General features: G+C 32.0%; 20 protein-coding genes and 1 pseudogene. 2 read left to right on the forward strand and 19 right to left on the reverse strand.

What is annotated here, in order from left to right:
* Nucleotides 1–8: 8 nt before the first annotated feature.
* The 7 genes from B7R67_RS04925 to B7R67_RS22810 all read right to left on the reverse strand — a co-directional run bounded on the left by B7R67_RS04925 (nucleotide 9) and on the right by B7R67_RS22810 (nucleotide 4,950).
* Entirely contained in the window at nucleotides 9–335 is a 327-nt protein-coding gene (locus B7R67_RS04925; RefSeq protein ID WP_088068120.1) for an ABC transporter permease, read from the reverse strand.
* A 404-nt stretch (nucleotides 336–739) separates the two neighbouring features.
* The gene (locus B7R67_RS22035; protein WP_158095029.1) at nucleotides 740–916 is read right to left on the reverse strand and encodes a hypothetical protein; all 177 of its coding nucleotides are present in this window, start codon (nucleotides 914–916) and stop codon (nucleotides 740–742) included.
* A gap of 416 nt (nucleotides 917–1,332) precedes the next feature.
* Entirely contained in the window at nucleotides 1,333–2,025 is a 693-nt protein-coding gene (locus B7R67_RS04935; protein ID WP_158095030.1) for an ABC transporter permease, read from the reverse strand.
* Nucleotides 2,018–2,941: an ABC transporter ATP-binding protein gene (locus B7R67_RS04940; protein ID WP_088068125.1), complete on the reverse strand. Its 924-nt coding sequence runs from the start codon at nucleotides 2,939–2,941 to the stop codon at nucleotides 2,018–2,020. The genes B7R67_RS04935 and B7R67_RS04940 overlap by 8 nt, the downstream gene beginning before the upstream one ends.
* A gap of 98 nt (nucleotides 2,942–3,039) precedes the next feature.
* Complete coding sequence (locus tag B7R67_RS04945; protein ID WP_088068127.1) at nucleotides 3,040–3,975, reverse strand: sensor histidine kinase; 936 nt, start codon at nucleotides 3,973–3,975, stop codon at nucleotides 3,040–3,042.
* Between the two features lies 1 nt (nucleotide 3,976).
* Nucleotides 3,977–4,690, reverse strand: a complete 714-nt coding sequence (locus B7R67_RS04950; protein ID WP_088068129.1) for a response regulator transcription factor — start codon at nucleotides 4,688–4,690, stop codon at nucleotides 3,977–3,979.
* A gap of 119 nt (nucleotides 4,691–4,809) precedes the next feature.
* Nucleotides 4,810–4,950, reverse strand: coding sequence for a DUF3953 domain-containing protein (locus tag B7R67_RS22810; protein WP_088068131.1), 141 nt, complete (start codon nucleotides 4,948–4,950; stop codon nucleotides 4,810–4,812).
* A gap of 545 nt (nucleotides 4,951–5,495) precedes the next feature.
* Here B7R67_RS22810 and B7R67_RS04960 point away from each other — a divergent pair.
* On the forward strand, nucleotides 5,496–6,398 hold the full coding sequence (locus B7R67_RS04960; RefSeq protein WP_088068133.1) for a DMT family transporter: 903 nt from the start codon (nucleotides 5,496–5,498) through the stop codon (nucleotides 6,396–6,398).
* A 517-nt stretch (nucleotides 6,399–6,915) separates the two neighbouring features.
* On the opposite strand, the gene B7R67_RS04965 is transcribed toward B7R67_RS04960, so the two are convergent.
* On the reverse strand, nucleotides 6,916–7,344 hold the full coding sequence (locus tag B7R67_RS04965) for a DUF6678 family protein (RefSeq protein WP_088068135.1): 429 nt from the start codon (nucleotides 7,342–7,344) through the stop codon (nucleotides 6,916–6,918).
* A gap of 145 nt (nucleotides 7,345–7,489) precedes the next feature.
* Nucleotides 7,490–7,960, reverse strand: a complete 471-nt coding sequence (locus B7R67_RS04970) for a GNAT family N-acetyltransferase (RefSeq protein WP_088068137.1) — start codon at nucleotides 7,958–7,960, stop codon at nucleotides 7,490–7,492.
* Nucleotides 7,961–8,102: 142 nt separating this feature from the next.
* On the opposite strand from B7R67_RS04970, the pseudogene B7R67_RS22815 reads away from it, so the two are divergent.
* Nucleotides 8,103–8,204 (forward strand): annotated as a pseudogene (locus B7R67_RS22815) (IS3 family transposase); the annotation flags it as partial.
* A gap of 46 nt (nucleotides 8,205–8,250) precedes the next feature.
* Here the strand turns inward: B7R67_RS22815 and B7R67_RS04980 are convergent.
* The 10 genes from B7R67_RS04980 to B7R67_RS05025 all read right to left on the reverse strand — a co-directional run bounded on the left by B7R67_RS04980 (nucleotide 8,251) and on the right by B7R67_RS05025 (nucleotide 18,117).
* Nucleotides 8,251–10,077: an alpha/beta fold hydrolase gene (locus tag B7R67_RS04980; protein ID WP_088068139.1), complete on the reverse strand. Its 1,827-nt coding sequence runs from the start codon at nucleotides 10,075–10,077 to the stop codon at nucleotides 8,251–8,253.
* 59 nt (nucleotides 10,078–10,136) lie between these two features.
* The gene (locus B7R67_RS04985; protein WP_088068310.1) at nucleotides 10,137–10,721 is read right to left on the reverse strand and encodes a TetR/AcrR family transcriptional regulator; all 585 of its coding nucleotides are present in this window, start codon (nucleotides 10,719–10,721) and stop codon (nucleotides 10,137–10,139) included.
* Nucleotides 10,722–11,252: 531 nt separating this feature from the next.
* Nucleotides 11,253–12,023: an SH3 domain-containing protein gene (locus tag B7R67_RS04990; RefSeq protein ID WP_088068141.1), complete on the reverse strand. Its 771-nt coding sequence runs from the start codon at nucleotides 12,021–12,023 to the stop codon at nucleotides 11,253–11,255.
* Between the two features lie 285 nt (nucleotides 12,024–12,308).
* On the reverse strand, nucleotides 12,309–12,887 hold the full coding sequence (gene plsY, locus B7R67_RS04995; RefSeq protein ID WP_088068143.1) for a glycerol-3-phosphate 1-O-acyltransferase PlsY: 579 nt from the start codon (nucleotides 12,885–12,887) through the stop codon (nucleotides 12,309–12,311).
* 219 nt (nucleotides 12,888–13,106) lie between these two features.
* Nucleotides 13,107–13,808 carry a DUF2711 family protein gene (locus B7R67_RS05000; RefSeq protein WP_088068145.1) on the reverse strand — a complete coding sequence of 234 codons (702 nt, stop codon included), beginning with the start codon at nucleotides 13,806–13,808 and terminating at the stop codon, nucleotides 13,107–13,109.
* Nucleotides 13,809–14,006: 198 nt separating this feature from the next.
* Nucleotides 14,007–14,261, reverse strand: a complete 255-nt coding sequence (locus B7R67_RS05005; RefSeq protein ID WP_235822093.1) for a SemiSWEET transporter — start codon at nucleotides 14,259–14,261, stop codon at nucleotides 14,007–14,009.
* A 95-nt stretch (nucleotides 14,262–14,356) separates the two neighbouring features.
* Nucleotides 14,357–14,512 carry a hypothetical protein gene (locus B7R67_RS22040; RefSeq protein ID WP_158095032.1) on the reverse strand — a complete coding sequence of 52 codons (156 nt, stop codon included), beginning with the start codon at nucleotides 14,510–14,512 and terminating at the stop codon, nucleotides 14,357–14,359.
* A gap of 413 nt (nucleotides 14,513–14,925) precedes the next feature.
* A complete protein-coding gene (locus tag B7R67_RS05010) occupies nucleotides 14,926–16,044 on the reverse strand; it encodes a GerAB/ArcD/ProY family transporter (RefSeq protein ID WP_088068147.1) in 1,119 nt (372 codons plus the stop codon).
* Between the two features lie 939 nt (nucleotides 16,045–16,983).
* Nucleotides 16,984–17,247, reverse strand: a complete 264-nt coding sequence (locus B7R67_RS05015; protein WP_088068149.1) for a hypothetical protein — start codon at nucleotides 17,245–17,247, stop codon at nucleotides 16,984–16,986.
* A gap of 288 nt (nucleotides 17,248–17,535) precedes the next feature.
* Nucleotides 17,536–18,117, reverse strand: a complete 582-nt coding sequence (locus B7R67_RS05025) for a TetR/AcrR family transcriptional regulator (RefSeq protein ID WP_088068314.1) — start codon at nucleotides 18,115–18,117, stop codon at nucleotides 17,536–17,538.
* Nucleotides 18,118–18,253 lie beyond the last annotated feature (136 nt).

Genomic DNA, 18,253 nt, shown 5'->3' on the forward strand with positions numbered 1-18,253 from the left:
TCGTGTCTTTATAAAGTTTTTCTATTATTGATCGCACTTTTTATTTTAAGTGTAAAACCAATTACAATATATATTATTCCATTTAATACAATTACCCATCCTAAAGCTACTGATGCTAGAGCTCCACCAACTCCGTCTCCTCTAGTACCCTTATCTAATTTCACAAAAATAATGCCTATTAAGAATGCAATCGCTGGTGCAAGAATGCTAATTAATAAACCTAATAACATTAAGTTACTGTTTTTCTTTCTATATTGTTTAATAGCACTACTATTAATAATAAATAATAAGATAAAAATTGTTATATAAAATAAAGAATCACCAGAATTCCCCATAAAAGTCTCCTTTGAAGTCTAAATTAATTTTAATTACCATTCTAGAAAACAAACATTTTCCAATATTTTACAAATTATTCCATCTCATTTATTTATTCAATAAAAAAGTTGATCTTCCTCTTTCCTTTTTTTACTTTATAATCTATCAACTAAAAAAAGACTACCGAAGTAGTCCAACATTGTTCAACTAAAGCAATCGTTCGTATTATAAGGTCATCCAGTTTATACTGGATGACCATTTTACATTTGGTCTTATTATTATGGTAACCGGGGTAGAACGTTGCATTGGTGGGGCTTTGACCACGTTAACTAAACAGTTCGCCCCCTATTTGTAGAAGCATGATTTGGGCTAGTTGGGACTTTGCTCTCGATCGAACTTCGAGTTAGAGACTGACGCTAATCGTTTATAACGTCATGCACCAGCATAACGGATCACTTCCACCACAATGAGGGCAACACCCTCCTGTATAAGTAATTCTAATTTGAGCTGAATGGAGTACATAATAATCAGTAATTGGTTCAACGTCAGGGATCGCTATTCCGCCTGGAATCTCCGGCAATTTAACTTCCCGCACTGTCATGTCCGACCACTTACCGCTCCAGGAACAAATACTGCACTTTAAAATCTCTTCCGAAAAGTTCGGAGCATTATGGATGACAATAATACAATCTCTACTATAGGTATTACAATTAGGACAATCGTGTACTTTCACGAATCCCCACCTCTCTTCAAATTTAAAACTTTTCACGTACCTTCTTTTTATTATTCTTTTTTACAGTCAATTAGTCCTTTTTAATAAAAATAGAGGATAATCAAATGATTATCCTCTAAATGTTGTTCAACTAACGCAATCTTTAGTTTAATAAGAAAATCCCATATGTTAGTTAAATGGTTTGAAAATATATATTATTATCACAACAATTACTAACGTAATAAAGAATTGTTTCCAACTAGTTGAAACTCCCATGCTATTATTAGAAATGTTTCATTAATGAATTAGACTAAATCTTTCTTTTCTATGTTTCGAATTGAATAGTATCCGATATACAAACCGAACAATCCTAGTGATAAAGGAACTGCTAAAATTGAAAATAAGGTAAAGTCCTCACTTGTTGAATTCAAAATTGTAGCGATAAGAATTGAAGATACAATGGTTGCAGCCGACGATTTACGATGCATACCAAAGAACAGAGGAATAAGACTGATACCCGCTGTCGCAATAGCATTCATAAAAGCAGTCAATAAATGTCTTGAGATATCTTCTAATTGGATCGCTCCCGGTAGAATATTAAAATTCGCGTCCGCTAAATTAACAAGGCCTTCTAGAAATAATGTTGAAAACAAAACGTTGACAAAAGTAAATATAAAAACGATTGTTAACTTTGCGGAAATAATTTTTTTGCGTTTAATCGGATAAGTGAATAATACATCTATAGATTTATTTCTATATTCGTCTATTATTAATTTCACAATAATTACTGATGCAAAAATTGTAAACGTTGTCCGTACCAATGCACCTATTATGCTGGCCGCCATATCGAAACTTTCAATAGGTATTTTCCCACCATCTATCTCTATAAAAAACATCATACTGAGAAGTACAATAAATGCGATATTGCATATAGAAACAGCTTTCCAGTAGTGCCATAATTTAAATTTTTTTATTTCAAGATTAATAAGTTTAAGCATGGACAACGCCCCCATTGATCATCTTTAAGAAATAATCTTCTAATGTATTATCTTTTTTATTTATTGATTCCACTGATACACCATTTAACACAAGTGTTTTAGATATCTTCCCTTGAGCCGTGTTTATGTCATAGATACGAATGGTAACATCATCGAGTATTTTAAAATTCGTTATGTACAATGATTCTTTTATGACGTATGACGCTTTTTTTACATCATCCGTTTTTAACTCTATATATTCTGTATTTTGAAGACGAATTGTCTCCATTAATACTTCCTCTACTAATGTTCCGTCCTTGATTACTCCGATGGTATCGGCAATTTGTTCGATTTCTCCAAGAATATGACTGGAGATTAATAGTGTCATTCCATAATCCTTACTTAACATTTGAAATAGATTTCGAAATTCCTTAATTCCAACAGGGTCTAAGCCATTTGTTGGTTCATCTAAAATAAGGATTTCAGGCTTTGTAATAATTGCTCTAGCTAAGCCAAGCCTCTGCTTCATCCCTAAAGAGAAATCTTTGACAGCCTTTCCTTCAAAATTTTTTAGTTTTACCATGTCAAGAGCCGTATCAATCGCACTTTTGTTGTAGTAACCCATATAATCGGAGTGTAACTCTAAGTTTTCCCGTGCTGTTAACTTGTCATAAAAAACGGGATATTCAATAATGCTCCCCATGCGCTTCAATATTTCATAAGATTTTGGGGTTACTGTTTCACCAGAAATAATAATTTCCCCACTCGTTGGTTTGATTAAGTTCATAATCATTTTCATAACGGTTGTTTTTCCTGCACCGTTCGGACCTAAGAAGCCATATATTTCGCCTTTTTTGACATTCATATTCACATTGGAAACGACCGTGGTACCTTTATACTTTTTGGTAAGATGATTTGTTTGAATTATATAGGTCATGTTATTCCCTCCTTCATCATTTGATTTCATTCTATCGATGAATGTTTTCTTTTCTCTTAACCATTTCTTACAAAATTCTTAAGTTATTACTATATCGATTAATACGTCATACGCTTCAATTCAATGGTGAAAGTGGTCTTGTGATTGGGGATGCTTTCTAATGAAATCTTTCCGCCCAGTTGTTCTACTAATCTTTTCGTAATAGTTAAACCTAATCCGCTACCTTGATAGAGCTTATTTCTTGAATCTTCCATTGTGTATAATCGTTCAAAGACTCGATCTTTACCATCTTCCAAGATGCCCTTTCCTCGATCGAAGACGTCTATGTAAACCTTATCCTCTGTACTTCTTAGGTGTAACCCAATTACCTTTCCATCTGAACCATATTGAAGAGCATTAGAAATTAAATTATTTAAAATCCGCTCAACCGCTCCTTTATTTCCCCATATAAAATTCTGTTCATTCGGAATATTAATCGATACGTCAAATTCTTTTTTTGTTAGTATTTCATAATAATCCAGAATTGTTTTTTTGCAAATCTCTCCTAATTCAATTTTGGACATTTCAAGATTAACATCATTGGATTCAAGTTTAACAAGATCAAAAAAGCGATTGATTAACCCTAAAACCTCTTCTGCTTTTAAATGAACAGTTTGTAATAAGGATTTTTCTTTTTCTCGATTAATTGTTTCATCATGTAAAATGATTTCAATATAACCTAGAATGACAGTAAGTGGCGTTTTTAAATCGTGCGAAATATTCGAGAGCATTTTTCTCATTGAGCGTTCAACAGAATGATAATTTGCCACTGTTTTCTGTTTATGTTCTAAGAGGCGATTGATTTGAATTAATAATGATTTCATTTGAGAGTTGCTAGTGTAAAGTAGAACATTTCCATCAGTTTGTTGTTCAATGATGGATTGTAGCTTCTTTTTGATATAGGAAATTTCTTGATTCGCCACTCTTTGATGTTGAACTAAATAAATATTAAAAATTAAGGAAGCTGTTAGAAAAAATACAATAAGATAAATCATGTTAAAATTCACCCAATTTATAACCAATACCCCATAATGTCTTTAAATATTTAGGGTTGGAAGGATTGTCTTCTATTTTTTCTCTGAGACGTCGAATATGCACATTAATAACATTTTCATCACCATAATATTCTTCTTGCCAAACAAGGCTGTAAACCTGTGCTTTTGTAAATACTTGATTTGGTCTTGTAATAAAGAGTTTTAAGATATTAAACTCTTTTAACGTAAGCTTTACGTCATGACCACATTTTTTTAGAGAATAATTTTTCATATCAATGATCAAATCACCTAGTTGAATAGTTTCGTCTTGGTAAGTCGGATTTACGACTTGAGTGGTTAAGTCCATATAATGTTTTTCTCTTCTAAGAATGGCTTTCACTCTAGCGACAAGTTCAATCATTGAAAAAGGCTTTGCAATGTAATCATCTGCACCGAACCCTAGACCTAACGCTTTATCGACGTCTTCTCCTTTTGCAGACATAATTAAAATTGGGATCATACTTTTGGTTCTAATAATTTTTAAGCATTCCATCCCATCAATTTTCGGAATCATAATATCAAGTAAAATTAAGTCAAAATTTTGTACTTCTACTATCTGTAATGCCTCTTCACCATCAAAGACGGTGGAAACTGCATATCCATGTTTCACCAAAGTATCCTTTATCATCTCACTAATGTAGTGATCATCTTCTACAATTAAGATTCGATTGTTCATAATCCCATCCTCAACTTTTATTCTGATTTTCCATTAAACTATATTAATATATAAAAATACTCCCAAGATAAAAATATCTTAAGGAGTACTATAAGACAGTTATTTACTAACGCCGAGCGTTAGTTATATAAGAAAGTATAAAAAGAAACGAATATATTAAACCCTGATACAAGTATAAGTGAATAATTTAGTGGCTTTCGTTTTTCTTGTAACCCCATTACTAATAACATTACTCCCAAGAAGAATATCATAAAAGGCATTACTACAAATCTATCAGTAATTAAAGCTTATACTGCTAAAACTAATGTAAGTAGACTAAAAACACTTTTTAAAATTTTAACACCGAACATCCTTCTTAATAATTAATTCATATGTAATATTAAAATTTTACCATATTATTCCTTATAGGAGTATTTCAATTCTGCTAAATACTTAAAATGAATCGATCATCATCGACTCCTGAAATTGTAAAACTTAAGCAATCAATAGTTGAATACGAAATATTAAATTAATCACTTATACTTAATAAAAAAATCGACTATACAGTCGATCATGTTGTTCAACGAACGCATGAGTTGTTCAACATCATGAGTCTTTTAGGTGGCTCTTTCTTGTACAGTAGCAGTTTAATTAAATAAATAATTAAAGCTAATTTCAGTCGTGACTTATTGAAGGAAATATCATTTAAGTGCAATAATTAACATATTATAGGAATTAGGTACCACGGAATAAGAGTAGAATTTACTTTTTAATTACGTTTATCTCCTTAAAAGGAAGGGAAGAGACATGATTTGGAGTGATTGGAATGAATAAAGCAACAAAAGGCTGGATTAATGGTTTCCTAGGAGTACTCATCTTCAGCGGTTCTCTTCCTGCGACGCGCTTGGCTGTCGCTGATTTTGATCCGTTGTTCCTAACAGTATGCCGCGCCGCGATAGCTGGTGTATTGGCAGGAGCTCTCCTTTTACTCTTCAAGCAGAAACGACCTGTCAGAAGCGACATTTTCCCACTATTGGTAGTGGCGTTCGGCGTTGTGATTGGTTTCCCTTTACTGACAGCCTTGGCCCTTCAGTATGTCACGTCCGCACATGCTATTATCTTCATTGGGCTACTTCCACTCTCGACGGCAATTTTTGGCGTACTTCGTGGTGGTGAACGACATCGACCAGCCTTTTGGATCTTTTCAGCTATAGGCAGTTTCTTGGTGACAGGATTTGCGCTAATCCATGGTGGGGAATCATCACCAATCGGTGACGCTTTCATGTTAGCATCCATCATCGTATGTGGTCTCGGTTATGCAGAAGGTGCTCGACTTTCACATCGTCTCGGGAACTGGCAGGTGATTTCTTGGGCTCTCGTTCTATCTCTTCCCCTTATGATTCCACTCTCGTTCTATTTAACTCCGGGCTCGTGGAAGGACATAGGTCATCCTGCTCTCTTCAGTCTTGCTTATGTATCTTTATTCAGTATGCTAATTGGCTTTGTGTTCTGGTATCGAGGTCTGGCGCAGGGCGGCATAGCGGCGGTTGGGCAGCTACAACTTCTCCAACCTTTCTTTGGACTATTACTTGCCTCACTGATTCTACACGAGAAAGTTGGTTGGTTACTTGTGGCAGTTAATATCGTCGTTGTACTATGCGTGGTAGCTGCTCGCAGATTTGCAAAGGAACAAGTAGTCCCAATTAAAAACGAGATTGAACAGAATTAGAACACTGTTCAATCTCGTTTATCGTTTACCTAAGAAGGAGCTTATTAAACTATCGCTCTCTTTAGTTGAATAAGAAAATAATTGAATTTCTATAATTCTACCAGAATAAAAATTGCATTCAATTATCTCTTTTTCTACACAATCTTAAGTTAATAAATACCAAAGTAGATAATAATACTATTGCCGAAAACCAAAAATAAAAACCAATGTTATGTTCCGTAACTTTAGATGTAGTTACTCCCTAATCAAGCATTAATTCCATCAAAACACGTCAGGTAAATCCCTAATGTCAGTAATCATACTTTTTGCTTGTAAATACTTTTGTATTAATTCTTTTTTAGAACACTTTCTTCCTGAAAGAAATACTCTTAAAAAAAACCATCAATTTCTACGATCATGTAAGCCACGACTGATTGCTAATCAATAAATATAGCTCTAATTTATATATATTTATAGTCACAAATTCAACTAATGATCTAGTTAGTTGAATTAAACACTTATATTTTTCATTAGAGTTTCATAGCGTTAAGGAACTGGTATCACGAATATACCCATAAATATATATTGTATTATTGTCTATTTTGTAAGGTATTTTATATTTATGTAAAATTTCAAGAAACTCATTTGATATATCAATTACTTTAGGCGTAATGTTCAGCCCATTTGATTCTAAACGCATAGGTCGAACCCTTATCCATTCGATTAAAGGTCGTGGCACACCATCCATCCAATCTCCAGAACCATAAACATTATTATCATTATCAAAATCTTGAGGATTTGGAGTGTCTTCCAAAACGGTTTTAATTTGAAGAGGTGGAACAAATGGAAGTGTGGTTAGTACGACTTCTTTCAGTTGTCTCCACTTGGTGTTATTCATAACTGAGCATAATTGTTTTTTTTCGAGAGCTTTATACAATTTTTTCTTTTCTTCCTTTTCAATATCCATAAAACCATCCTTTTTCATAACCTCAGTATTTAACTACTTTTATTTTACCATTCCTTATGCAACTAAACTGCCTTTACAACTATAAAAAAGAGTACCAATTAGGTACTCATGATCTTCAACTAGCGCATTCATTAGTAAAAGTGTATTAACATATTTTTTTATAACCTACTAGCGTCATATTTTCGTTTAAACGTTTTGTTTCGTCTGTCATTCTATAACCCATTTTCTCATATAAATGGCAGTTACGTTTTACTTCTAAAATTGTTCTTAATTCCCAAGTAGTTGCCTGTGGAAATTGTTCCTCGATTAACTCGATAGCTTTCCGCGCAATTCCCCTTCCTTGGTATTCTGGCAAAATGAACATTGGGCTAATCCAAAATTTTGTTTCCTCTTTCCAATAAATACAAATTGCCCCTACAAGTACTTCATAATGTAATATTTTATATAATCCACCAGTAGAATAATTAATTCTCTTAATTACATTTTCAATCGGTTCGTTCGCTGGACTTGTATCAGCATCTTTATATTTCTCTAATAATGGCATAAAGGATTTTACTTGCATATCAAAAATTACTTGTGCATCTGAATCTGTTGCTTTGTCTAGTCTTAAGTTCACTAATTCTCACCTCTAAATTTTTTCCCAATTTATTAAATTCCATATTATTTCTTGTTTTCCTTGTTCAATAGAATGCAGTTTTAAAAAAAAGACCAGCAATATGCCGATCATGTTCTTCAACTAGTCTAGTAGAAAGGAAGTTGATGATTATATCAATTGGTTTAACCATCAACATATTTATGGAACTTTAGGTTATCTAAGTACAGTTGAGTTCAGAAAACGAGCCCTTAAAAAAACAGTCTGAATTTATTTGACAATCGACACCTCAATCTATACTTTCAAAAGAACCTTTATTCTGTTACAACTTGAGAAATCCATTGAGCAGTTAGCTCAGGGCATTCAACAGGAAACTGATGACCGTACTGAATATGTGTAATGTCCAAGTCTTCAAACTGCTTTGGGACATGATGATCTTTGTCCAAAGCTCCCCATAGTACCTTAATTTTCCTCTTATCCCATTTCTCGGGATTTAGTTGAAAGGATTTTGATCTAGTTAGGCTAGACATGATGGTAGCGTTAGTTTTGCGTATGCGGGGGGATTTTAAATCACGAGCCACAGAATGAGCGTAATTACTCAATAACTCACTGGATGTTATGAAGCTACTGGCTTGAAGTAGCTCTTTTTCCAAACGGACGGGCTCCATATATTTTAGAACGAAACTTGTAAAACGTCGAAATCTAAATTTAAGTTGGATAGGATGCAGTACTGGCTGCAATAAAATGAGTTGTTTGATCAGTGAGGGCAGTCGTTCCATCACTTGAGCCGCAATCAATCCTCCAAATGAATGCCCCACTAATATAACAGGTCTGTTCATCTCAGCGATCATAGTAGAAACGCTCTCTACATAGCCTTCTAGCACAGAAGGATTATGGTGATATGGGGTACGCCCAAATCCAGGTAAATCTACGAACCAAGTATTTAAACTGCTTAAAAATTGTGAGAGAGGCAACAGGGCATCCGCATTGCTGATCGTCCCATGAAGAAAAATAATAGGCGTTTCATTCCTATCTTTCTCTAGCGAAACTAAGTTAGCCCTTCTTCGTTGACTAAAATCTTTCTGCACATTTTGATTCAGGCCTAAATGATTTAATCGATAATCCAAATCGCTAATGATAAATGGGAGCGTGGATGGAACTACGAATGAATTTCTTCCGTTCCTTTGTTCTATTTCTAATTTACTGTAAACAGGAAATTCCGACTTAACAAGAAAACTCATCGATTCTTTAGGAATACCAAGCATTTTACCGGCACCCATTTTAAGCACAGTTTTCAATAATGGAAGTGGTATTGTTCCTAACGGCTGTGTTGCCTGCAATTCGTATGCCATGAGTTTGATTAAAGTTCGGATCGACGGACTCTCTTGTTTAGAATCTAAAAGATAGTAGGTATTGCTTGATACTCCTTCTGTATTAGCAAGTTTTGAAATAAACGAAGCCACATGATCAATATGAACCATTGGCAACCAATAATCGTCGCCACCTGGCACAAGCGGCATAAGATTTCGCCTTACGGCATCAACTAAGATACTAAGGCCTCCAATCTGTTCCGTTTTCCCTGAGAAGGAGTCTCCGACGATTACACTAGGATTAACAGTAGATAAGGGAATGCTCATGTTATGAAGAGATTTTCGTATATAAGAATCGGCTAAAAACTTCATTTTTTCATAAGGCGGTTGATTGTCCAGTAAATGATCTAGATCCAACAATGCATTTTGTTCATGATAGGGACTCATAAATCCTGAGACATGGATAAAATGCTTTAATTCTTTTGCAGCGTGGATATCCTGTGCTAGCCGAACAAGGGATTTTGCAGGATAGAGGAAAGACTGCTCAGCTTCACTGAGGTTCAGCTCAATATTCATTGGACCACCTGCATGAATAATCAGATCAGTTGCAAGTAATTGCTTATAGCTGGCATCACTTAAACCTAATCGAGGCTGTGTTAAATCACCGATAACGGGAACAATGTTGTTCTGTTGATCGGGTGCCAGATGATTGATGATGGTAAGAAGACGATTTTTTTGGCGTACAAGTGCATAAATCTTGTGCTGAGAAGCTAAATTTGCGATTAGATGACGTCCAATAAAACCAGTTCCGCCTGTCATGAAGATATTCATAATATAAACACTCCTTCATTATTTTTTAGTACTAATTAGTACTAAAATAACTAAAAATATTACTTTAGCATGAAAGCTAAAGTAGGAAATAAATTTTTTATCATATCTTGGTTATTAGAAGCTTGAGCCAAGAAGAGAGCACCCTCAATTGAGGAGACAATCAGCGTAGCTGTTTGTTTAACGGGCAACTCTGCCTTTAGTTCTTGCCGTGCAATCCCTTGGGCTAAAATCAGTTCAACACCATGTAGCTGTTTTTCAAAAAAACTCTTGATTCTATCTCTAATTTCAACGGCGTCAATAGGCGTCTGTGTGTACAGAGTCAGGAAAGGACAACCGCCAAGGTAGTTATTTTCTTCTATATTATCGCTTAAAATGTGGAGAACCGCTTCTAATTTATCCTGAACGGTGAGCTCACTTTGAGACACAATATAATTAATTCGCTCCTCGTAATGTGCTATCAACTGATTAACAATAGCGAGCAGCAACTCCTCCTTGCTCTTAAAATAATAATAAATGTTCGTTTTCGAAACTTTGCTATGTGCGACTATGTCGTCCATGCTTGTTGCCAGAAAACCTTTAGTAAGAAACAGTGTAAAAGCGGATTGTAGAGCAATATCTTTATTGCTAAGTGTATTTTTCTTCATATTAGTACTATACAGTACTACAAATAGCGAGTCAAGAAATGATTGATAAAACGAATACACGTATGTTAAATTACGTATAATCATTACCTTTTTATAATTTCTTTCGCCTATTAACAAAATAAGCAGTTCCTAATTAAAAAAGAACAAGCTATTTTATCCTTGTCCTTCTTTAAATACTTCTATACGTTTATTAAATTGCAGTCTATTTTAATTTATTCTTTAACTTATCTAATCTACACAATTCAATTGTAACCTGTTCTTTTTTGTTTACCATCACTTGTGGTACGACTCACCAAAAAAAGTCGCAATTGCGACTTATGATCTTGTTAAACAAACGCATGCGCACCTTCGAATAATTTTAGACTTTAGTTTCTTTTCCTTGTTTCAAATTTTTTTAAGTGCTTTATTGACTATTTTATCTTCTATAATTAGAGTCAGCTCCTTGTTTTTGTTGAACTAACGCATGCAATTCCTCCGTTTTATAAATAAAAGAGAACTAAAGCCTAGCTTCAGTCCTCAATAATTGCATTTTTAATTTTTCTTCATCTCGTATAATGTATTAAAAGGTATTTCTTTGTTATTTTTATCTATACCATTTAACAAAACCAGTCCTACATTTGGAGCATAATAAAAATATTTAATATCCTTTATATCTCCATTACTGTTTTTATATACACTTTTTACTTTAATTACCTTTTTAAATGTTCCAGCTTTTACTTTTACAGTTTCATTATCCGACACAATTTTATTTATATACATACCTTGTTCCCATGTCTTCCCTACTTTTATTGGGTAAACAAGATTTAATAAAATATCGTTATTAGAGCCACTATGCAAACCACTTTTATTTTCCCACTGAAATATTACGATATTGTCAGAATCCCATTTATTTGAACCAAGATATTTTTTATTTGTGCCAGTGTATTTTCCAATAAATTTCTCTGTAAAGAATAAATCAAATTTACTATTGTAATAAACATAATCATACTGTGTATTCATTAAATAACTAACTGTTGAGTTTTTTTTCGTAAAACTCAAATATTTAGTCATAACGTTTGCTTTCTTACTTTTATATTTTATTTCTGACCAACCACTTTTTAATTTAGAATAACCAGCAATTTTTGTCCCTTTTTTCAAAGTACCTACTTTTTTTGATGATGTAGATACCTTCTGATAAATTTTTAAATTATTTGCATTTACTATAGCTGAAGTTGATGCTGCTTTAGATTTTGATAGTGGAATACTTATACAGACTATTATTGATATTATAATTGCTAAATATATTAAACTTATTTTCTTCAATACTATCTCTCCTATTTTGTTTATCCACTACAACATTAACAAAATATCCAAAAATAGTAAATATTTTCTAAATAATAGATTATTTCTCTTTATAAGTCACGATCGACTGCTACCCCCGTATAGTTTTTCCAGCATCTTTTATAAAAATATCGAATATTTGCAATTAGTTATAGTTACTTTCTTTTTAAACTAAAGTGCCACATAGTGAGATAGAAGATGATCGATTTATGAACATCCTCTATTTTTTGGTACAACTAAAGAATGCGTTAGCTTAACAAGTAAACACTAATTTTTAACTATTTTGTTCTCTGTTCCATTTACAATTCTCTTTATATTTTGTCGATGCAGAATGATTATTGATACGCTTATTAGTAGAGAAAGGGCAATGATAACTTTATCTTCAAATATAAGACTATAAATGGTTAATGCTATACTAGCCAACATTGAACTTAGTGATACAAACTTAGTAAATAGCAAAGTTAACACAAATACAACAAATCCAACAAAAACACCTAAAGGAGTAAAAAATAAGAAAACTCCAGTTGCTGTCGCAACAGCCTTTCCACCTTTAAAACTAGCAAAAACAGAAAATATGTGCCCTAATATGGCTAATAAACCACATACAATAGGGTTTACTGTAGAACCAAGTATTAGGGGAAGTAAACAAGCAAATGTACCTTTTAATATATCAGCAATTGCAACAATTACTCCTGCTTTTATGCCTAAAATTCTATAAGCATTAGTTGCACCAAGATTACCACTACCGTAATCACGAATATCTTTCTTATAAAACATTTTACCGATTACTAAGGCAAATGAGATTGAGCCAATTAAATAACTTAGAATTAAAGTTAAAATGTTCAAAGTACTATCTCCTATCATAGTTTGTTAAGTAAGTATTTCTATTTATTGCATATGATTTCCTGAAATCCTTCTTACATTAACCCCGTTCCTTTGATAACTTTTCTTAATATTAACTACTTCGATGTCTTTCCCGATTCACCTTCTTCTTCAACTTAACTGCCATTACTTCAATAAAAAAACGAGTTGCTAGCAACTCGTGATCTTCAACTAACGCAGCCATTAGTTTAATAAACTCCAAAAAATTTCTGTATATTCATCGCAATAGAATCCTTCTAAATTACACAATTCAACGATCTTATCAATAGTAATTCTATCTGAACATAGCATTGAAAAGTGGCTGTCCCAATGTGTAGTTATCAGGATTTTGCTATCATGTGTAAAAAGATTTAAATTGTCGCATATAAGTGCATCATTATCTTTAATTAAGTCATCGATATACTCTAATTTACGTTCTGTGCAAAATTCATCTCCAATCCAAATCCAATCATGTCCTACTTTCTTAATCGCACTGAGGATTGAATTCATTAATATCTCTGGGAAAAAACCCTCAGTTGGAGTTATTATTTTCTCTTTTTCACAGATTGATTGTATGGCATCTGCCGTTACATCATTTTGGTATTTATGAATTAATCCTGTTATTAAAGTTCTTAATCCAATGTCTAACTCTTTGTAACTTTTAATTCCAGAAATACTTAAGAATTCACTCCAATTTACCATATCACAATTATTAATAATGTCATTTTTACCTATATTAGTATCTGATCCAAATACGTCGTAATCTATAGTATTTGGTTTTAAAAATGGATGATAAAAAATATATACTTCTTCAAATACTCCTCGATAAAACTCCTTAATAGACATATCAGCTGGAGCACATACTGCGTATCTATGTGGTTCTGGTATTATTCTTGTTTTTCCCACTAATTACACCTGCCTTAATCACATCTTAAAACGTATTTTAAAATTTTTGATTTAATTAAACTAAAGCTCTCGTTAGTTATATAAAATGGAATAATCGGCGCTAAAAATGTAATTATCAATTCGATTTCGGACTTCCTTCAAAGCAAATTGAACAACTCTGTCAGTAACTTGCACCCTTTAGTTCATATGTATAACTATTTATGAGCGTGGACTTTTTATCTTATAAAATAAACTAATTGATGCAAACACAAACGTTACTGAATTCGCAGAAATGACTGCAAAATCATGAATAAATATTCCGTAAAGTAACCAAAGAAAAACTCCTGCACTAAATAAAATGTACATTATTAGTGAAATGCCTGAAGTGTCTTTAGTTTTTATTGTTTTGATTGCTTGTGGTAAAAAGGAAGCTGTCGTTAATACCGCAGCGATGAACCCGATGATTGTAATCATTAATAATATCCTTCCTTTATATTAGACTGTTTTTTAATAAAAGAGCCACTTTAAATATCGATCTCGTTAGTTTAATTACTACAAACTAAAGATGATTATATGTTTTGATCTTTATTTTTAAGAAATTCAATTATTTTATCAAACTGTTCTTCTTGTCTTTTAAAATAAGACTGTATTCTTTTCATTAAATCAATGAGAAGATATCCAAAACTAACAATAACCAATGCTATTAAAAAAATATATAAAAACATTAATATTCCTCCACAAATTAATATATATTAATTCGTTTTGAATTATTAGTATTCCTTTTATGCAAATTACTTCAAAATAATCCTTAAGCGACTCATGATCTATAGAACTAACGCTATCATTTGTTAAATAAGTTAATTATATTTTTTATTGAATTGAATATTTACCATGAGTTATATTACCGCTTTTATCACTTACATACTAAGTTCCACTTATATAACAAATCTGCCATTTATTTGAATAAAAAAACGAGCTTTTGGTGATTAATTATCAATCTCACTTAAACCAATAGATTAATAATGCCTCATATCCCATTGATCCTTTCTACTTTTAGATTTATTTAGGATAATAAATGCACCTAAATGTTAAACGGTGTCTAACATTTGGGTGCACTTCAAAATCCAGTGATTTTCTTTTATAAAGCTGGGTATTTTAACTTCCTTTTTATTAGCACTATTAGTATTAAACAAATTGGGATAATAATCTGAAGAGGTATTTGTAGTAAAAAGGGGACAACATTACTTGCTTGATTACGTAAGTCAACATAATTCTTTGACATCCAGATTGAACAAACTAACATTATAACGGAAGTAGGATAAACTAATTTCTTACTTTCCTTAATGTCAAATAAATCTGCTGCTCCTGACACAGCACAATAGAAATATATGGTAATCTTCACGAAATAATTACATACCGAAACCACTACAATAAAGGTATCCAATCTTTGAATAAAATCAGCAATATTAATATAACTAACAGCTGTTAGAAGTGGATATATGGTTCTTTCTATTTCAGAAGCTCCCATTATGGAAGTATTTAACATTGAAAATAAAGTCAATATAAGCCCAGAAAATAATAATGATGTTATTCCCACTTTTACTACTTTCTTTTGTTTATTTAAATATGGCAAAATCATAGTAAATGTAAATATCTCACCAAAAGGAGTTGCAGTTAATATCGGAGTTGCCTTTAAAACTGGTTTCCATCCACTTTCTAATACAGGTCTTAAATTATTAATATTGATTAATCCAGAAATAATTTCAAATCCAATAATTATGAAAATAAGAAACGCTATAAATAAAAAAATAAATTCATTTGCACGTGCAAATACTTCAATTCCTTTATAACTTGCATATATGACTACAATCATAGTTAAAATTCCAATTGAAATATGTGATGAAGCATTGTAAAGACTAATAATCATTAACTCCTCAAAATTACGCAAAACTCGTGCACCTATATAAATAAAATATAATATATAGATTAGTGCTAACAGTTTTCCAACGTATTTACCTAAAATATATTGTATATATTTTGTAAATGGTACATCAGGAAAAAATGAATATAACTTTATATATACAAGAAATAATAGACACCCCACAGTAAGTCCTAAAAATAAACTCATCCATGAATCTTGTTTGGCTAAAAAATAGATTTCAATTGGTGGCGATGTACCATTAATAAACATAAAAATCATACATAATAATTGAAAACCACTTACGTTTAATTTACGATTCATTATAGTACCTTCCATTTAATACTTCCTCTATTATCTTTTTAAAACAAGTTTATTTTTACCATTTAGAATCTAAATTATAATATATACTACAAAAATACCCTGTATCGAATTGATACAGGGACATTAAAGAGAAAAATAACGCTTTGTACCTATATGAAGATACGAATCGTTATTATCTATAATTTAAAATGATATATTTGCGATTCTTACTCTATTCTCAATAACGTCTCCATGAATTTCAAGAACCTCAAATTTTCATAGTTCAACAGAAATGAAACCTCGACTTAATAGACTGTAAGCCTCGTGTAAAATCCCAAGTTCTAAAGCAGCAATTTCGACTCGTGATTTTGTTTAACTAAAACATGAGTTAGTTTTCTAAATTCCATAACTCTAAATTAAATTTTTTTAACTAGAAATCCAAAATATCTTCTATTATTGAAGTTCCTTATTTGACTTACCAGTTCCACCAGATGTTACTACGACGGCCGTTGCGTCTATCGTTGTCACAACGATCTATTGCACGACAGAATTCATCTTTATCAATCATGATTTTCGTATTAAACGTAAAATCTCTATCATTTCTCCTGTTTCTATCATTATTTCTTTCATAATTTTATTGCTTTTCAGATACTGGTGCATTGAAATCACATGTTACTTCGTAATTTAGCCCTTCAGTATGTTGAATATAATCATGCTATCTTTTTCGAGTCTTTTTTTAGCCCGTTTAAATTTTTATTTAAAAGCTCCATTTACTTCCTACGATAAGGTAATGTTAACTATATTATACTTTCTAAATGTTAGAATTTCTTTCTTTTTTTAGAACAAAGAATATCCAATTAAACAGCCAAATTAAAAAGAAAAAGTCGCATAAGCGACTTTTGTTCCACAACTATTGCTCTCATTAGTTGCGTAAGATTATCAATATTATCAATAAAATGTTGTAGTTACACTCTCTTATTTAGACGATATATAGTTACTTTGATTTAATTGATTACTATCTAGCAATTTGGATATATAAACAAATCCTAGCATTGAGACCCCAGTCATACTCAAATTTAGTATTTGCCTAATTAAAAGTGCTTTATCGAATGCTTCAACACCATATTTTAATATCAATCCAGATTTAAGTGATGCTAATAGTATATCTCTAAGAGCAAATCCAAAAGTAATTAATTTGAAAATTAATAGGATCTTCTTTTGAAAAAATAATGATTTCATTTTATTCCGGTTATGTCCTTGTAGTTCCACAAAATTTAGTGAAAAATATAGGATTATAGGTTTTAGCTATTCCTTGTCATTGTAAATCTCGGTGTACAACAATATCATAAATTGTCGCATTAAAAACGCCATCCGATATCGCTCTACCGAATGCAATAATTCGACCATTTACTTTTTTGAAGCTCATGGAAAACAGCCAGATTTTATTTGGGATACCTTTTCTCTATCGTTACCTTGATGAACATGCGGCTGAACCCCAAAAAGAATTGATATTTAACATAAGTTTCATTAAAAGAAATACTTACTCATGCCATTTTTAAATATAGGTAGGGTCTTAGTCACTAGCTCTTCTGGTGAAATAAGTCTTCCATCCTTATTCCATGAGTATGTAGCTCCGTATATACTCCAACTCAGTATAGTAGATAGGGTCGTTACCAATTGTTTATCCTCTAATACAATGGTATTTTTAGTGCCTTTTAGCACAAGATCAGCTATTAGATTTTGTAACTCTTCTTTAATTTTACTTTCTATAATAGTTCCTAAAGAATTGTAACCTTTAGGACATAAGTCGCTTAATTCTTTATGGTGATCACACATGGCTAGAAAAATATTTGCAATGACTTCTTCATTGAATCCCTCGTGACCATTTAGTCCTTTTTTCAATTTGTCTGTAAAAGTATTGGTGATGGTGGAATGTAATAAATCAAATTTATCGTCAAAGTGCGCATAAAATGTAGCGCGGTTAATAGTAGCCTTTTCAGTGATATCACGTACCGTTATATTGTTAAAATCTTTTTCACTAGCTAACGAAATAAAAGAGTCTACAATCAATTGTCTTGTACGAAGTATTCTCGGATCTTTTTTTGGCATAATCAATTTTTTCTTCTCCTTTTTAGGCTACACAATGGTGTTTAAAAACGACAATATAATAGAAGTGTTGTGTAAACAACATATTAGCCATTTTGCTGGTTGTTAATAGTTCTTTTTCATCTTATCATCAACTATA

Source organism: Gottfriedia luciferensis, from assembly GCF_002156865.1.
GTDB classification, from domain to species: Bacteria; Bacillota; Bacilli; order Bacillales; family Bacillaceae_G; genus Gottfriedia; species Gottfriedia luciferensis.

Excerpts from the sequence above, each read along its gene's own strand:
- B7R67_RS05005 (WP_235822093.1), bottom strand. The coding sequence starts at position 14,261 with ATGATTACAATCATCGGGTTCATCGCTGCGGTATTAACGACAGCTTCC.
- B7R67_RS04965 (WP_088068135.1), bottom strand. The coding sequence starts at position 7,344 with ATGGATATTGAAAAGGAAGAAAAGAAAAAATTGTATAAAGCTCTCGAA.
- B7R67_RS22810 (WP_088068131.1), bottom strand. The coding sequence starts at position 4,950 with ATGCCTTTTATGATATTCTTCTTGGGAGTAATGTTATTAGTAATGGGG.
- B7R67_RS04960 (WP_088068133.1), top strand. The coding sequence starts at position 5,496 with ATGAATAAAGCAACAAAAGGCTGGATTAATGGTTTCCTAGGAGTACTC.
- B7R67_RS22040 (WP_158095032.1), bottom strand. The coding sequence starts at position 14,512 with ATGTTTTTATATATTTTTTTAATAGCATTGGTTATTGTTAGTTTTGGA.
- B7R67_RS04940 (WP_088068125.1), bottom strand. The coding sequence starts at position 2,941 with ATGACCTATATAATTCAAACAAATCATCTTACCAAAAAGTATAAAGGT.
- B7R67_RS04935 (WP_158095030.1), bottom strand. The coding sequence starts at position 2,025 with ATGCTTAAACTTATTAATCTTGAAATAAAAAAATTTAAATTATGGCAC.
- B7R67_RS04985 (WP_088068310.1), bottom strand. The coding sequence starts at position 10,721 with ATGAAGAAAAATACACTTAGCAATAAAGATATTGCTCTACAATCCGCT.
- B7R67_RS05015 (WP_088068149.1), bottom strand. The coding sequence starts at position 17,247 with ATGAAATCATTATTTTTTCAAAAGAAGATCCTATTAATTTTCAAATTA.
- B7R67_RS22035 (WP_158095029.1), bottom strand. The coding sequence starts at position 916 with ATGACAGTGCGGGAAGTTAAATTGCCGGAGATTCCAGGCGGAATAGCG.
- B7R67_RS04945 (WP_088068127.1), bottom strand. The coding sequence starts at position 3,975 with ATGATTTATCTTATTGTATTTTTTCTAACAGCTTCCTTAATTTTTAAT.
- B7R67_RS05025 (WP_088068314.1), bottom strand. The coding sequence starts at position 18,117 with ATGCCAAAAAAAGATCCGAGAATACTTCGTACAAGACAATTGATTGTA.
- B7R67_RS05010 (WP_088068147.1), bottom strand. The coding sequence starts at position 16,044 with ATGGAAGGTACTATAATGAATCGTAAATTAAACGTAAGTGGTTTTCAA.
- B7R67_RS04925 (WP_088068120.1), bottom strand. The coding sequence starts at position 335 with ATGGGGAATTCTGGTGATTCTTTATTTTATATAACAATTTTTATCTTA.
- B7R67_RS04950 (WP_088068129.1), bottom strand. The coding sequence starts at position 4,690 with ATGAACAATCGAATCTTAATTGTAGAAGATGATCACTACATTAGTGAG.
- B7R67_RS04980 (WP_088068139.1), bottom strand. The coding sequence starts at position 10,077 with ATGAATATCTTCATGACAGGCGGAACTGGTTTTATTGGACGTCATCTA.